The sequence below is a fragment of the Pseudomonas sp. H9 genome (genome assembly GCF_004353925.1).
Classification (GTDB): domain Bacteria; phylum Pseudomonadota; class Gammaproteobacteria; order Pseudomonadales; family Pseudomonadaceae; genus Aquipseudomonas.
The window spans coordinates 18350-32242 of record NZ_SMOK01000019.1 but is presented as its reverse complement, the minus strand read 5'-3'; the positions used below and the strand labels follow the sequence as shown (position 1 = coordinate 32242).

The window sequence follows — 13893 nt, the reverse complement described above, 5'->3', positions numbered from 1 at the left end:
TCGTTGAACAGCCATTAAGGCTTATGTGTGAAAACTAATCAAACACCTCAGAAAAGTTCGCCGTTTGCAGAAAGGTTTTGTCGCAAGCCGAACGCTCAGCAGGCGTACACCGCCAACTTGCGCTGGATGAAATCAAGGAAACACTGAATGCGCAGGGCAAGCTGCGAGTTGCGGTAATACACCGCGTTGATCGGCTGGCGATAACCGCTGTTGTGCTCGGGCAACACCACCTGCAGGCGCCCGCTACGGATATCTTCATGGGTCATGAAATGCGACAGGCAGGCGATGCCTTCACCGGCCAGCACCAGTTCGCGCAGTGTCTCGCCGCTGGAGGCCGAGACGCTGGGGCGGATCAGCAAGCGATCACCTTCGGCATGGCGTAACGGCCAGTGATTGAGGGTTTCGGTCTGGGTAAAACCCAACAGCGAATGCGCTTGCAAGTCTTCGACGCGCTCGGGCGTGCCATGCCGCGCCAGATACTCTGGGCTGGCCAACAGGTTCAAGGGGCTGCAACCCAGAGAGCGGGCATGCAGGCTGGAGTCCGCCAACTCGCCAATTCGAATGGCAACATCGGTGCTTTGTTCGATCAAGTCGATGATCAAGTCACTGGTATTGAGCTCTAGCTGGATCTGCGGGTACAACGTGCGAAACTCGCCGACCCACGGCACGATGGCATGCAACATGAACGGCAAGGCCGCATTGATCCGCAGGCGGCCTGAAGGGGTTTGATGATGCGCCGAGAGGTGCTCTTCAAGGTCATCCATTTGCTGCAGAATCGACTTGGCCCGCTCGAAGAAAAATCGCCCTTCTTCGGTCAGGTCCATACGCCGCGTGGTTCGGTTGATCAACGTGGTACCGAGCTTGGCCTCCAGCCGCGACAGCGTGCGACTGATCGCCGACGGCGTTTGCTCACTCAGCTCGGCGGCGGCGGAAATCGAGCCGCACTCGATCACCGAAACGAACACCTGCAATTCATCAGACCTGGCTTTCACGACTGCACCCCGGGTTGAGCAACAGCCGTGATAGATAGCCGCTTACCAAGGCCAGCGCAAGGCCCCATCAGGCCGGGATCTGGAAAACCCGGGCCAGGTGTTGCTCGTAGGCAGCCACGGCGGCTTCGACATTCGGGCGTTTCATCACATCGACGGCCAGGTAGGTAGGCAGTGCGCTCATGCCGAGGAACTCGTTGGCCTTGTGGAACGGGAAATACACCGCATCCACACCTTTACCTTCGAAGAAATCGCTGGGGTCATCGAACGCCTGCTGCGGTGCGTTCCAGGTGAGCGAGAGCATGTACTGTTTACCGTGGATCAAACCGCCGCTGCCGTACTTTTGCGAAGCATCGGAACGGGTACGGCCGTCGTTAGCGTACAGGCTACCGTGACCGGCGGTGAACACTTCGTCCAGGTACTGTTTGACGGTCCAGGGAGCGCCCATCCACCAACCTGGCATCTGATAGATGATCACGTCGGCCCAGAGAATTTTCTGCACTTCTTCGGCGTTGTCGTAACCGCCATCGATGTAGGTGGTCTTGATATCGAAACCGGCGCGATCAAGAAACGCCAGAGCGGCCTCGTGCAGCGTCTCGTTCAAACGGCCATCGGAGTGGGCGAACTTTTTACCGCCATTGAGCAGCAGAACTTTTTTCATCACGTGCCTCATCTGTCGTTCGATCCGCGGCGCTGTCTGGAACGGCCCGGCTCGGTGAATTGGAATGGCGGCAGATTAGGCAAAGCAAAGCGCTGGAAAAACCGTCGGCGGCGCAAAATACTTTTGACTGAAAAGCACGAATCACAAGTACATTGTTGAAATAAAATCAGCTCATCTTCCACCAGAGGTCAACCTCATGAGCGAACCCTACGGCTTCATTCTCAAAGCCAAGACCCGCCCGGAAAAAGCCGAAGCGTTCGAAACCTTGTTTCGTGCCTACGTAGAACCGAGCCGTGCCGAGCCCGGTTGCATCGAGTACCACATGCTGCGTGACAAGGAAGACCCAAGCCTGTTTGTGTTCTACGAGATCTGGGCCAGCAAGGCCGCGCTGGACGAACACTCCGCGCTACCGCACATGCAGGCATTCTTCGAACAACGTATGGACTACCTGGAACGCGACTTTGATATCCAGCTGATCGACATGCTCAGCCCCTCTTCGGCTAGCCGTTAAGCAGCAGGTGCGCGCCGAGCAGTGCCAGGCCGACGAAGAAGCAACGCTTGAACAGTACGGCACTGATGCGCTGGCGCAACCACTGGCCAGCGAGCATGCCCAGCAGGGCCGGCGCCAGCACCAACAGTGATGCACCCAGCGCCTCGGTACTCAGCGCATCTTGCCCAGCCAGGCCCAGCGCCAGCGCAAGGGTCGACACGGTGAAGGACAGGCCCAAGGCTTGTACCAGCTCGTCACGGCTCAACCCCAGACTCTGTAGATACGGCACAGCCGGAATTACGAACACCCCGGTGACCGCAGTGACCACGCCGGTGCAAAACCCGCACAACGGCCCCAGTACGTGCTCCCAGGTCGAGGGCATGCACATGCCTCGCCCGCACAAGCCATACAACGAGTAGGCCAGCAAGGCAGCCCCCAGTGCATGTACCGCCCACGCGCCGCTGTTGATGCCCAGCCCAGCACTGCCTACCAGCGTGCCGACGAAGATCATCGCCAGCATCGGCCACAGACGCCGCAGCAAAGGTGGCAAATGACCGCCCGCCGTTAATTGCCAGAGGTTGGTCAGTGTCGAAGGTACGATCAATAACGCCGCAGCCTGTGCCGGTGGCATAGCCAGCCCCAGCAAGCCCATGGCAATGGTTGGCAGGCCCAGGCCAATAACCCCCTTTACCATCCCAGCCAGCAGAAACGTGAATACCACCAACACTGACAGTGCTGGGCCGAGTGTCTGATAAAAGCCGAATAAGGTCGTCATGGCCCCATCCTGCCTGCGATAGGAGCCGCTGAAAATCTGCCATATACTGAGCCAGACTATTGCTCAGGCAGAGGCACATGCATTTCGATCTGATTGATCTGCAACTGTTCCAGCACACGCTGGAGTGCGGCAACATCACCGCTGGCGCTCAACGCAGCCACTTGTCGCTACCAGCCGCCAGTGCACGCATTCGGGCCATGGAAGCGTCTCTTGGTACGCCCTTACTGGAACGTAATCGCCGTGGCGTGCAAGCCACTTCTGCGGGCCAGGCGTTGCTGCAACATGCGCGCTTGATCGGCCAGCAAGTCGAGCGCTTGCAGTTCGATCTGGCGCAGTACGCGCAAGGTTTGCAAGGTCAGATACGACTGCTGTGTAACACCGCAGCGCTGAGCGAATACTTGCCGGAACGGCTCGCCAGCTTTCTTGCTGCCTACCCTGCCATCACCCTCGACGTTCAGGAACTGCCGAGCCTGCGCATCGTCCAGGCCATTACCCAAGGCGCGGCAGATCTTGGCATCATCTCCACCGCTGCCAGCCACGAGCACCTGCAAACGCTGCCTTTTCGCGACGACCCTCTGGTGCTGATCATGCCGCCGACTCATCCCATGGCGGCGCGCACTGAACTGCGTTTTGCCGACACCCTGGAGCATGGCTTCGTCGGCCTGTCGACTGACAGCGCACTAGCACTGCACCTGGAGCAACAGGCCTTGCACCTCGGGAGGCGTATGCAAGTGAGGGTCAGGGCGGAGAGTTTTGACGGAGCCATCCGCATGGTGGCCCACGGTGCCGGGCTGGGTGTCGTTCCACTGGCAGCAGTGCGTCGCTGGCAGGGTGTGCTGGCGTTGCATAGCGTGGCACTGGAGGACAGTTGGGCCAAACGTCAGTTGCTACTGTGCGCCCGTGATTTTTCTAGCTTGCCCGGTCATGGCCAGGCATTGGTACAACATTTGAGCGCCACGCCTGAAGATAGGAACGGGCTTACCCCGCGAAACGATGTGACTAGCGGATAGCTATCACAGGGAAAGCCTGTTCCCACAAAAGTATGGGTACGGCTTTTGAGCGCTCGACGTCGGGCCCAGACAAGTCCTCCCGCCAGATCGGCCCTATGGTGACAGGCCTCTCACCCAATCCTTTGGAGCTGACATGTCCGACTTCATCACCGTACTACGTGATACCTGCCCTACCCCAGTACTCAACGCGACCAAATGGAAACGCATTGGCGGCGACCCACATACCGTGAACCTCAACGCCTACCTGTCTGAAGACGGCAGCAAAATCATGGGTACCTGGATCTGCACACCGGGCAAATTCGAAGTGAATTACGAAAAGTGGGAATACTGTCATTTCCTCGACGGCTACTGCGTAATCACCCCGGAAGGCGAGCAGCCGATCCATCTGAAAGCAGGCGACGTGTTCGTGATTGAACCGGGCATGAAAGGTACCTGGGAAGTCGTAGAGACCGTACGCAAATACTTCGTCTTCGCCTGACGTTCTGTGGGAGCGGGCTTGCCCCGCGATTGCGGTGTGTCAGACACATCGCTTCGCGGGGCAAGCACGCTCCCACCGAGTCCGCCTCTTACTCTGGTTTACGGTAACCCTCGACAATCGCCGAGAAGTCCTTGCCGCCATCACCACGCAGGCTCATGGCCTGATACAGCTGTTGTGCCACGGCACCGAGAATCACGGGTTGATGCGCCTGACGCGCCGCTTCAGTGGCCAAGCCCAAGTCCTTGAGCATCAGCTCGGCACCAAATCCACCGGTATAGCCGCGCGACGCCGGTGCCGTTTCGATGATGCCCGGCCAAGGGTTGTAGGTGTCCGAGCTCCAGCAACGCCCGGTAGAACTGTTGATGATGCCCGCCAGCACTTTGGTGTCGATGCCCAGGGCGTTACCCAGGGCCATGGCCTCGGACACGCCGATCATCGAGATGCCCAGCAGCAGGTTGTTGCAGATCTTGGCGATCTGCCCGGTGCCCACCGCGCCGCAATGCACAATGTTGCGGCCCATCTGCGCCAGCACCGGTTGCAGTGTGGCAAACAACTCATCGCTGGCACCAACCATGAAGGTCAGGGTACCCGCCGCTGCGCCACCGGTACCGCCGGATACCGGTGCATCAGCCAGGTCTACGCCCTGTTTGGCCGCTGCGGCCGAAACTTCACGGGCGGTCTGCGGGTCGATGGTGCTGCAATCGACCACCGGCGTGCCGGCACGCACACCGGCCAATACACCGTCTTCGCCCAGGTAAACACCGCGCACATGGGCAGCGGCCGGCAGCATGGTGATCACCAGCTCGCTCTGCTGCGCGGCATCACGCGGCGAGCTGCTGATCTGCCCGCCCAACTCGGCCAATTCCGCCAGCACCGCTTTGTTCAGGTCGAACAGGTTCAGTTGATGCCCGGCCTTGATCAGGTTACGCGCCATTGGCGCACCCATATTACCCAGGCCGATAAATGCGATACGCATGTTGAACTCCTTAGCGCAGGCTGATGGTGGTGTTCACACCGTCGTTGACGCTGTCGTCGTCAAACCAGCGGCTGGTGACGGTCTTGGTCTGAGTGTAGAACTGCACCACTTGCTTGCCGTACGGGCCGAGGTCACCCAGTTTCGAGCCACGCGAACCTGTGAAGCTGAAGAACGGCACCGGTACCGGAATCGGGATGTTGATACCGACCTGGCCAACATCGATTTCGTTCTGGAATTTGCGCGCCGCCGCACCGCTTTGGGTAAACAGGCCAGTGCCGTTACCGAAGGGATTACGGTTGACTAGGGCAATCGCCTCATCGAGGGTATCGACTTCCAGCACCACCAGCACCGGGCCGAAAATTTCCTGGGTGTAAATCTGCATATCGGTGGTCACCCCGGAGAACAGGGTCGGGCCCACGAAGTTGCCTTGCTCGTAGCCTGGCACGCTCACGTCGCGGCCATCGAGTTCAAGCTTGGCGCCTTCCTTGATGCCGCTTTCGATCAGGCCCAGTACGCGCTCCTTGGCACGCTTGGAAATCAGCGGGCCGACATCCGTGCCCGGTTCGCTACCGGCGTTGACCTTGAGGTTGGCTGCCAGCTCTTTCAGTTCAGGCAGCCACTCACGTGCCTTGCCCACCAGCACCGCCACCGAGGTGGCCATGCAACGCTGACCCGCAGCCCCGAAACCGGCGCCGACCAAGGCGTTAAGGGTTTGCGTACGGTTGGCGTCCGGCAGCACCACAGCGTGGTTCTTCGCACCCATCATCGACTGCACACGCTTACCGTGCTGGCCGGCAAGGTTGTAAACGTGGGTGCCCACTTCGGTCGAACCGACGAAGGAAATAGCTTTGATATCAGTGTGCGTGCACAGGGCATCAACCACCTGCTTGCCACCATGGACCACGTTCAGCACGCCAGCGGGTACACCGGCTTCCATTGCCAGTTCCACCAACATCATGGTCGACAGCGGGTCCTGCTCGGATGGCTTGAGCACGAAGGTGTTACCGCACACGATGGCCATCGGGAACATCCACAGCGGGATCATCGCCGGGAAGTTGAACGGGGTGATACCGGCGCATACACCGATCGGTTGACGCAGGGTGTAGGTATCGACACCACCGGCGACGTTCTCGGCAAATTCGCCCATCTGCAGGCTGCCAATGCTGCAGGCATGCTCAACCACTTCCAGGCCGCGGAAAATATCACCTTCGGCGTCAGCAATGGTTTTGCCCTGCTCGGCGCTGAGCACCACGGCAATGCGCTTGGAGTGCTCACGGATCAGCGCTTGCAGCTTGAGCATAATGCGCATGCGCGCGCCAATCGGAGTATCGCGCCAGGTTTTGAAGGCACGTTGACCGGCGGCGATGGCGGCATCGACTTCTTCGGCAGTGGCGAACGGCACACGCGCCAGCACTTGCTGGGTGGCCGGATTGACCACATCACGCCATTCGCTGGTTTTCGACTCGACCCACTGGCCGTCGATCAGCAGCTTGACCTGCTCGACCTTGGTCTGATCGGGAGTAAGGGATGCGTTCATGTGCGTTCTCCTGAAATTGTTGTTAGGGAGAGATCGACGCCGCCGAATCAGTCGCGACGGACGCTTGGGTATAGGGGCTGATTTGGAGTATAGATGTGCAAAGATCCTATAAGAACGCACATAAAATCCGGACCAACATGCAAAAAAACATCACCTCCCTGGGCTCCTTGAACTGGGATGACCTGAAGTTCTTTCTCGAAGTGGCCCGTACCCGCAAGGCCAGCAGTGCGGCCAAACGTCTGGGCGTGGACTACACCACAGTGTCGCGGCGCATCAGCTCGCTGGAGGCTGCGCTGGGCACCCTGCTGTTCGAAAAGTCGCGGACCAACGGCTTTGTTCTGACCGCCGAGGGGCAGCGCCTGCTGAGCTACGCCGAATCGATCGAAAGCACCCTGCACATGGCCTGCGAGCAGGTTTCCGGTTCTGGTGTGGCCCTTTCCGGGCATGTGCGCATGGGCTGCACCGAAGGCTTTGGCAGTTTCTTCGTCACACCACAACTGAGCCATTTCGTCGACACCTACCCGGCAATTTCGGTAGACATCCTGCCGCTGCCACACTTCATCAGCCTGTCCAAGCGCGAAGCTGACATCGTCATTGCCCTTGAGCGTCCGGAACATGGCCCCTATGTGTGCTGCAAACTGTGCGACTACCGCCTGCGCTTGTACGCCACCCAGGAATACCTCGACAGCCACGAACCCATCACGCGCAGCAGCGACCTGGCCAACCATCAGTTCATCAGTTACGTCGACGACCTGGCCTTCAGCTCAGAGCTGCTGTACTTGGCCAACCTGATCCCAGCCGCCAGTGCCAACCTGCGCAGTACCAGCGTGATCGCCCAGTATGTAGCCGCGCAGCAGGGGCGTGGGCTGGCGATACTGCCGTGTTTTCTGGCCGCACAAGACCCTCGCCTGGTGGCGATCCTGCCGGAAGAAGTGGAGATTACCCGGCAGTTCTGGATGTACTGCCGGGAAGACTTGAGGAAACTCAAGCGGATCACCCTGTTGTGGGATTACATCCGCAATGTCACCGAGCGCAACGCACCGCTGTTGATGGGTGAGTCGCGCACAATGGCGTTTGCGTAGCTTAGATCGACAAGGAGTAAGGGTGCCTCATCGTACCTAACCCAAGAGGGCGTGAGCAACGACTTGTGACAGGGGTTGTGACAGTGCGGCAATCAATCCCAAAAGCAGCTTGAGTTTGCTATCTTCGAGGTGATGCCCTTTTGCCACTTTTCCGATTTCTACACAGCATTTCTCCTTAGAAGCCAGCGTGCATGCAGTTTGTGCTGCCTAGATGACGATGAGACAGATCGCGCATGGCAAGCGAGCGCTTTGGAATAGGTTGAAAATTTTCTGGTTTGTGCGAGTGTCCGGCGAGAGACTACATTTTTGATGACCCGAACAAAATCGAGGCGTGAATGCCATACACAGTTGCTGCTTCATTTGACCAGTTCTACGAAAAAATAAATTTAGCAGGTGACCACCGCGACACTGCAAATCGCCGCCGGGACGATATTATTAACAAACTGAGCAAGTCATTTGAAATAATCGAAAGCTTCAGCAGTGGCTCAATACCCAAATACACCGCACTAAGAGGCCATGCAGATTTAGACGTAATGGTTGTTTTGCACTATGGAAAACATGTCAAAGGAAAAACTCCGACCCAAGTATTACAGTCAATTCGCAGCTCCTTAGCTGAATGGAAAACTGGTGCACGACGCAACGGGCAAGCTGTAACACTGCACTATAAAACATGGCCGAACGTTGACATTGTCCCTGTAAGCAGAACTACTAATTCAGATGGCACCATATCGCATTACAACGTGCCAGACTCCAATACAGACACATGGATTGAGTCAAGGCCAAAATTCTTCGCCTCACAAATAGAGGCTAAATCCACCGAGTGCGGAAAAAATTTTAGACGCATCATAAAAATGGTCAAGCACTGGAATCGTTTTCATGGTGACTTTCTTCGCAGCTACCATATTGAAGTTCTAGCTTTAAAAGTTTTCACTGGGAATCTAGACGACACATCATGGCACGTACACAAATTTTTCGATGATGCACGTACGCTGCTTCAGCAGCCGCTCTGGTACGACAAAGGATATGCAGATGACTATCTATCTTGGGCTGACCGCCAAGAAGTACTCAAGCGATTCGATAAAGTAATCGAAAAAAGCCGAACCGCTTGGTATAATACATATGGAACAAACAGCGATCACAAAGGCGCTATCGAAGTGTGGCAACAAATTTTTGGAAACTCTTTCCCAAGCTATGGATGATAGGAATGTCTCGCTTTGATCCAATCCGAAAAAATTACTACGACTCAGTCGAGTCAGCCGACAAAGCCTCAGATCGGTTATTTTATGTCAGCGCGATTCTCTCCTTTGCCGCACTGCTATTAGACCGAGAGAAATATCCTGACTCCTATACTATTATTTCAATTTCCCTCGGCGTATCTGTTCTTGCACTCTGCATTATTGGACTAGTGTTGCGACTATACCTGATACCGCGAGCAGAGGACAAACGACGCCAGGATTTCTTCAGTAGCTCCTGCGGTATAAATTTAACCCATCAGAAAACCGACGGGTACTACAATAACAACCTTGTTGACCCAATGAAAAGAATTGCGGCACAAGTACTGGAAAATAGTCATTTCACTAAATCCATCACACTGGAAATGGCAAGAGCAGAGCGTTTGAGAATATCTGTTTATGCTATTTTATGGGTAGTTTGTTTAATGTTTAAGAGAAACGATCTAGGGATCGTACTTGTTGCATCGCAAGCAGTGTTCAGCGAGCAGGTTTTAGCGAAATGGTTTCGGCTTGAATGGTTACGCATGCGCTCTGAAAAGGTGTTTGATGATGTCTATACACTATTCCAGTCCCGGCCAGCAGACGCGGAATTTAATGCGATGACCTTAGCATCACTTTCAATGTATGAAACGGCCAAGGCTAACGCAGCAGTAACTTTATCCTCCAAGATTTTTGATAAACTTAATTCACCGCTTTCCAAGGAGTGGGACAAAATTCAGAAAGCATTAAAAATTTAATCGGCAAGTCAACAGCGACTACTCATTCCCGTAACCGCTCAATCGCTGAGCCGATGGCCTCGGCGCTGGTGTCCAACGCCTGCAATGCCGTCATCACGTTGTCGTGAACGTTGGTTGATCCTCGCTGACTTATCCATAGACTGATTTCCTCCAAGGCTGCACGGATTGCAGTCTGGTTAAGCAGCAGTAGTTCGAGCGTGTCGGCGGTGGCACTGGCTTTGTCCATGTGTAAGGCTCAGTGAGATGTTTTGCATAAGCGTAGCCCATGAGCCTCACCCCTTTCCCCTCAGTCTCGAAATTGGAATTGGACTCAAACCGCGAAAGTTTCGTAGTTAAAATCCTCCCTCCTGACTCGGAAGTTAAGCGAAGGAATTATTCCTTTTCCTTCAAAACCTTCTCCGTCTGCTTGAGTAAAAACGCTGAGCAAGCTCCCGCCAGATGATTGATGAGCTGTGCGACATCCGGGCCAGGTGGAGTGTAACCGTCGTTTTTGCCATGGGCGGTGCTGCTGGAATTTCTGAGAGTTCCGACTCCGTGGAAGATTGGGCCGATTCCATTCAGGGATTTCAGGGCACCTTCATCGAGAGTTCCAGCTTCACGCAACTTCTTCACAACCTGAGAAGTGAGCGTATGCACGGGCAAGGTTTCATATCCTGTGTCTCCGAGTTGCTTGAGACAGGTTTTCATGGCTGTTTCCGCATGTGAGCAACTGCGGGCGATGGAGTCCTCTGGATCGACCTCAACAGCCTTTTGAGCCTTCTGCCAAGACTCAAGCAGGGTCGGCTGATGCTGGAACTGCTCTTGAATGTCTGAGTCAATCGCTGCCTTCTCTGCTGAAACAAACTCTGTCAACCGTTCATTCGCGGTGCTGAAGGTGATGCGCTCTTCTTCCAAGCCCCGCAACATGCTCGCTACAAGAGATTCCAATTTCTCTGGAGTGCTCAACATCAACAGCCACTCGAGATTGGCCTCGTCAATCTCATAGTCTCGGCAGATGGGGTCGTCCCAGCCGCTCATGTGGTCTTCCGTTCTGACGGTCAGCTTTGTTCCATCGAAGAACAACCAGCCAATGAGGACTGAATTATCGTCTCTTTGCTCATAAGTCCACTGCTCCAGAGTTACGTACTGGCTAGAGCCACACCACCCGAGGCCATCGGAAGACACCACTAGCTTTTTCTCGAAAGCTCTCAGCCCGTCGAGCAGCCGTTGGCGCTCGCCCTTTACCTTCGCGGACAGGGCCGCCAACTCCGCCAACCCATCATTGCGCGCCATGGATTCCCCCGACCCAAATCGAAAGCGATGTTGTACAGGAGCCAATCAGAAAATTCGACGACCTTGTTGACTGAGGACGTGGCTGTGAGCGAGCTGCTTCTATGCTATGAAAGTCAAAAGATCGTGTTACAAGTCACGTCCTCTCAAGGCTTCAGCTAGACCGACTTACCACACTTTCATCAGGGCATTTCATCACGCTAGCTCACCACCATAATCCGCCCAGATTCAGCAGCAGGCTTTCAAGCCAAACCGGGAAGTGTGGCTGGTGACAATCCCAAGCGATACAGCGACTCTGCTTGACCGCCTTGCCAACTCAGGCTATCAGGATCACCTAAGATAAATGAAATCCCTACCTGATGAAGATGAGCGGGAGACACAATCACCCCCACAGAAGCCCTGTTAAGAGTCGCTGTGAGGCTAGATTGAAATAGCCTGTGACTTTAACTGCGCTACCGAAAGCTCTAATCGAAGCTGTTATGCGGCCTTCACACGTTGCACTGTAGACACTGCACAGCCCACAATTTCGGCAGTCTTGCGGATACTCTTGCCCGCATCGAGACATTCTTTGATTCGATTATGAAGTGCCTGATCGGCCTGTCGGCCCCTGTACACCTCTCTGGTCTTCGCTTTCTCAATGCCTTCTGCCTGACGACGGCGACGATCCTCATAGTCCTTACGTGCGACCACAGCCAACATATCAAGCAGCATGCTGTTAACGGCAGCAATCATCCCCTTAGTGAAGTCATCCATGTCCTGCTGAGGCTTCAGTACCGAATGACTGGTGGAAAGGTCGAGGGACACGACCGTTACCCTCTTAGCACCGATGCTTACCTTCAACATATCCCAATCTGAGGCTGTCAGCCGAGACAGACGGTCCACACCTTCAATTAACAGAACATCACCTTCGTGGCTGTCATCCAGTAGACGGAACAGTTCGGGGCGGTTCAATTTACTACCTGATTCATTCTCGATGTAAAAGGCAGCGATCTTGTGACCATGCTCAGCAGCGAAGGTAACCAGCGATTGCTTGGCACGGCTGGCATCCTGTGAACTTGTCGAAGCGCGAAGGTAAGCGCGGATAAACATGGTGAGACCTCTCCGTACCGTTTTAGGTGTACCGATTTTAGGCGTACTCGTTAAGGTGGTCAATTGACTTATACAGGTACAAAAAAGCCACCCGTAGGTGGCTTGTGCTCGTACTCGCTGACGTATACCCAAATCGGTAGAAGCACCAAGCGGTGACTCCACACCAACATGAACACGCAGGACAGGTGCGATCATCGTCATCATGGAATTGGAATGTTGACACCACCTCCGATCACAATTGAGATTGGTAGAAAACCGTATCCGGATGTAGCAGCATTGATGTGTTACTTTGGTCTATCGTGTGATGCTGGTTGCTTGGCGACACAAACCGAAATCATTAAGGAGAGTCTCATGGAGTGGCTAGCGGCACGCGAAGTTCATATCAGTGGGGGTATCAGGGTTCTAAGTTATGACAAGTCGTGTAACTTTCTCTATCCAGGCGACATGACTGGCGAAAAGAAAGCCATTGAAATTAACAACTACACCTCTCTATTTTCAGACATTAGAAACCTCGGATTAGAGGTCGTAGGATGCGATTTCTTCACCGGACCACACGCACACGCACGGCCTGAATGGCGCGTCAAACCGTCTTTAGGCTCCGGCTGGCTCACATGGGATCAAGGTAGAGATTGGTCCTTTATTGCAAATGGTGCTTTTAAAAAAAATGATAGCCAACTTTATGACATAGCCACACGTATCTCTCATCAGTTCAGGAGCTGTGAGTGGCGAGTCCGACAGCTATCAGAAGCGTATATGGATCAGTTGAACTCCAAATTACAGTCGGGAGACTTCAAGGATGGTCAACGGTTCCTTGACGGCTATACAGAGCTCTGCTACCTAGCAGCCCAAACTTTTCTGATTGATGCTTGCACTCTCCGAGATTATCTCATCGAATTTTACTGGTATGTTAAGCCTACAGGTTCAGCAAACATTACAAGCATTGGCGCTCTATGTAGCCACTGGAGAAAAAATCCTCCAACTGACCCACATGGGGTGGAAATTCAAGAAGTGTCCTCTCCGGGAAACTGGCTGGACACCCTTGGTAGTTACCGGAATTTAATAATTCATGCAGCGCCATTAGCAACAGCGGGAGCAACGCTCTATGCCATTACAGGAATCGTCAAACTACCTAACGCGGAGTCATTGCCTTTCGTAAAGTTACCGTTGCCTTCTGACCCAGGCAAATTAAAAGCTGACCGTACTTCAGGCAAGCACTTTGACGACCCTTCACTCCGACGGGCGCGCTTTCATAACATTATCGAAAAAGCCGAAGCGGTTACGGCCCTAGACTCGCTGAGTTATGCTCATTCTTGTATGGAAAAATTAAGCATTTGGGCGGCTTCGCTTGCCGAATTGTCTCCAGTGGAGGCCGAGATTCCAGTTATTGTCCCTATCCCAGGATCGTTCAAAACTAACAGTTAAAACCGCTTACCACAGATTCCCAGGATTGAAAGTAGGTATCGCACCTTTCGAGCTGAATGGTGGTGCCGAGACGATAGTCAGGCAGTACATTCTGCATTCAGTTCGGAGTTCCTATGGTATTCCCATCCAAGCGTAGTGTCACTTGA

Annotated in this window: 15 protein-coding genes; 7 read left to right on the top strand and 8 right to left on the bottom strand. The window is 54.6% G+C overall.

Annotated elements, in window-relative coordinates; translation table 11 throughout:
* Positions 1 to 95 precede the first annotated feature (95 nt).
* Both E1573_RS15490 and E1573_RS15485 read right to left on the bottom strand, forming a co-directional pair.
* A complete protein-coding gene (locus tag E1573_RS15490; protein WP_133215197.1) occupies positions 96 to 992 on the bottom strand; it encodes a LysR family transcriptional regulator in 897 nt (298 codons plus the stop codon).
* 67 nt (positions 993 to 1059) lie between these two features.
* The gene (locus tag E1573_RS15485) at positions 1060 to 1650 is read right to left on the bottom strand and encodes an NAD(P)H-dependent oxidoreductase (RefSeq protein WP_133215195.1); all 591 of its coding nucleotides are present in this window, start codon (positions 1648 to 1650) and stop codon (positions 1060 to 1062) included.
* A 196-nt stretch (positions 1651 to 1846) separates the two neighbouring features.
* On the opposite strand from E1573_RS15485, the gene E1573_RS15480 reads away from it, so the two are divergent.
* Positions 1847 to 2161, top strand: a complete 315-nt coding sequence (locus tag E1573_RS15480; RefSeq protein ID WP_133215193.1) for a putative quinol monooxygenase — start codon at positions 1847 to 1849, stop codon at positions 2159 to 2161.
* Here E1573_RS15480 and E1573_RS15475 read toward each other — a convergent pair.
* Entirely contained in the window at positions 2151 to 2915 is a 765-nt protein-coding gene (locus E1573_RS15475; RefSeq protein ID WP_133215191.1) for a sulfite exporter TauE/SafE family protein, read from the bottom strand. The two genes, E1573_RS15480 and E1573_RS15475, sit on opposite strands and share 11 nt — an antisense overlap.
* 77 nt (positions 2916 to 2992) lie before the next feature.
* Between E1573_RS15475 and E1573_RS15470 the strand changes: the two genes are divergently transcribed.
* Positions 2993 to 3925, top strand: a complete 933-nt coding sequence (locus E1573_RS15470) for a LysR family transcriptional regulator (RefSeq protein WP_133215189.1) — start codon at positions 2993 to 2995, stop codon at positions 3923 to 3925.
* 133 nt (positions 3926 to 4058) lie between these two features.
* On the top strand, positions 4059 to 4403 hold the full coding sequence (locus tag E1573_RS15465) for a cupin domain-containing protein (protein ID WP_133215187.1): 345 nt from the start codon (positions 4059 to 4061) through the stop codon (positions 4401 to 4403).
* A gap of 88 nt (positions 4404 to 4491) precedes the next feature.
* Here the strand turns inward: E1573_RS15465 and mmsB are convergent, their stop codons facing one another.
* Positions 4492 to 5379: a 3-hydroxyisobutyrate dehydrogenase gene (mmsB, locus tag E1573_RS15460; RefSeq protein ID WP_133215185.1), complete on the bottom strand. Its 888-nt coding sequence runs from the start codon at positions 5377 to 5379 to the stop codon at positions 4492 to 4494.
* A gap of 10 nt (positions 5380 to 5389) precedes the next feature.
* Entirely contained in the window at positions 5390 to 6916 is a 1527-nt protein-coding gene (locus E1573_RS15455; RefSeq protein ID WP_133215183.1) for a CoA-acylating methylmalonate-semialdehyde dehydrogenase, read from the bottom strand.
* 137 nt (positions 6917 to 7053) lie between these two features.
* Here E1573_RS15455 and E1573_RS15450 point away from each other — a divergent pair, with 137 nt between their 5' ends.
* From E1573_RS15450 to E1573_RS15440, 3 genes are all read left to right on the top strand, one after another.
* Entirely contained in the window at positions 7054 to 7998 is a 945-nt protein-coding gene (locus E1573_RS15450) for a LysR family transcriptional regulator (RefSeq protein ID WP_133215181.1), read from the top strand.
* A gap of 335 nt (positions 7999 to 8333) precedes the next feature.
* Positions 8334 to 9197: a nucleotidyltransferase gene (locus E1573_RS15445; RefSeq protein ID WP_133215179.1), complete on the top strand. Its 864-nt coding sequence runs from the start codon at positions 8334 to 8336 to the stop codon at positions 9195 to 9197.
* 5 nt (positions 9198 to 9202) lie between these two features.
* Complete coding sequence (locus E1573_RS15440; RefSeq protein ID WP_133215177.1) at positions 9203 to 9967, top strand: hypothetical protein; 765 nt, start codon at positions 9203 to 9205, stop codon at positions 9965 to 9967.
* Positions 9968 to 9989: 22 nt separating this feature from the next.
* Here the strand turns inward: E1573_RS15440 and E1573_RS15435 are convergent, their stop codons facing one another.
* The 3 genes from E1573_RS15435 to E1573_RS15425 form a co-directional block, all read right to left on the bottom strand.
* Positions 9990 to 10193 carry a hypothetical protein gene (locus E1573_RS15435; RefSeq protein WP_133215175.1) on the bottom strand — a complete coding sequence of 68 codons (204 nt, stop codon included), beginning with the start codon at positions 10191 to 10193 and terminating at the stop codon, positions 9990 to 9992.
* A gap of 146 nt (positions 10194 to 10339) precedes the next feature.
* Positions 10340 to 11239, bottom strand: coding sequence for an abortive infection family protein (locus tag E1573_RS15430; RefSeq protein WP_133215173.1), 900 nt, complete (start codon positions 11237 to 11239; stop codon positions 10340 to 10342).
* 474 nt (positions 11240 to 11713) lie between these two features.
* Positions 11714 to 12325 carry a recombinase family protein gene (locus E1573_RS15425; protein WP_133215171.1) on the bottom strand — a complete coding sequence of 204 codons (612 nt, stop codon included), beginning with the start codon at positions 12323 to 12325 and terminating at the stop codon, positions 11714 to 11716.
* Between the two features lie 213 nt (positions 12326 to 12538).
* On the opposite strand from E1573_RS15425, the gene E1573_RS15420 reads away from it, so the two are divergent.
* A complete protein-coding gene (locus E1573_RS15420; protein WP_133215169.1) occupies positions 12539 to 13747 on the top strand; it encodes a hypothetical protein in 1209 nt (402 codons plus the stop codon).
* The last annotated feature ends 146 nt before the right edge of the window (positions 13748 to 13893 follow it).

Coding starts and splice junctions, on each gene's coding strand:
- E1573_RS15485 (WP_133215195.1), bottom strand. CDS start 1,650: ATGAAAAAAGTTCTGCTGCTCAATGGCGGTAAAAAGTTCGCCCACTCC.
- E1573_RS15480 (WP_133215193.1), top strand. CDS start 1,847: ATGAGCGAACCCTACGGCTTCATTCTCAAAGCCAAGACCCGCCCGGAA.
- E1573_RS15475 (WP_133215191.1), bottom strand. CDS start 2,915: ATGACGACCTTATTCGGCTTTTATCAGACACTCGGCCCAGCACTGTCA.
- E1573_RS15470 (WP_133215189.1), top strand. CDS start 2,993: ATGCATTTCGATCTGATTGATCTGCAACTGTTCCAGCACACGCTGGAG.
- E1573_RS15465 (WP_133215187.1), top strand. CDS start 4,059: ATGTCCGACTTCATCACCGTACTACGTGATACCTGCCCTACCCCAGTA.
- mmsB (WP_133215185.1), bottom strand. CDS start 5,379: ATGCGTATCGCATTTATCGGCCTGGGTAATATGGGTGCGCCAATGGCG.
- E1573_RS15455 (WP_133215183.1), bottom strand. CDS start 6,916: ATGAACGCATCCCTTACTCCCGATCAGACCAAGGTCGAGCAGGTCAAG.
- E1573_RS15450 (WP_133215181.1), top strand. CDS start 7,054: ATGCAAAAAAACATCACCTCCCTGGGCTCCTTGAACTGGGATGACCTG.
- E1573_RS15445 (WP_133215179.1), top strand. CDS start 8,334: ATGCCATACACAGTTGCTGCTTCATTTGACCAGTTCTACGAAAAAATA.
- E1573_RS15440 (WP_133215177.1), top strand. CDS start 9,203: ATGTCTCGCTTTGATCCAATCCGAAAAAATTACTACGACTCAGTCGAG.
- E1573_RS15435 (WP_133215175.1), bottom strand. CDS start 10,193: ATGGACAAAGCCAGTGCCACCGCCGACACGCTCGAACTACTGCTGCTT.
- E1573_RS15430 (WP_133215173.1), bottom strand. CDS start 11,239: ATGGCGCGCAATGATGGGTTGGCGGAGTTGGCGGCCCTGTCCGCGAAG.
- E1573_RS15425 (WP_133215171.1), bottom strand. CDS start 12,325: ATGTTTATCCGCGCTTACCTTCGCGCTTCGACAAGTTCACAGGATGCC.
- E1573_RS15420 (WP_133215169.1), top strand. CDS start 12,539: ATGTTGACACCACCTCCGATCACAATTGAGATTGGTAGAAAACCGTAT.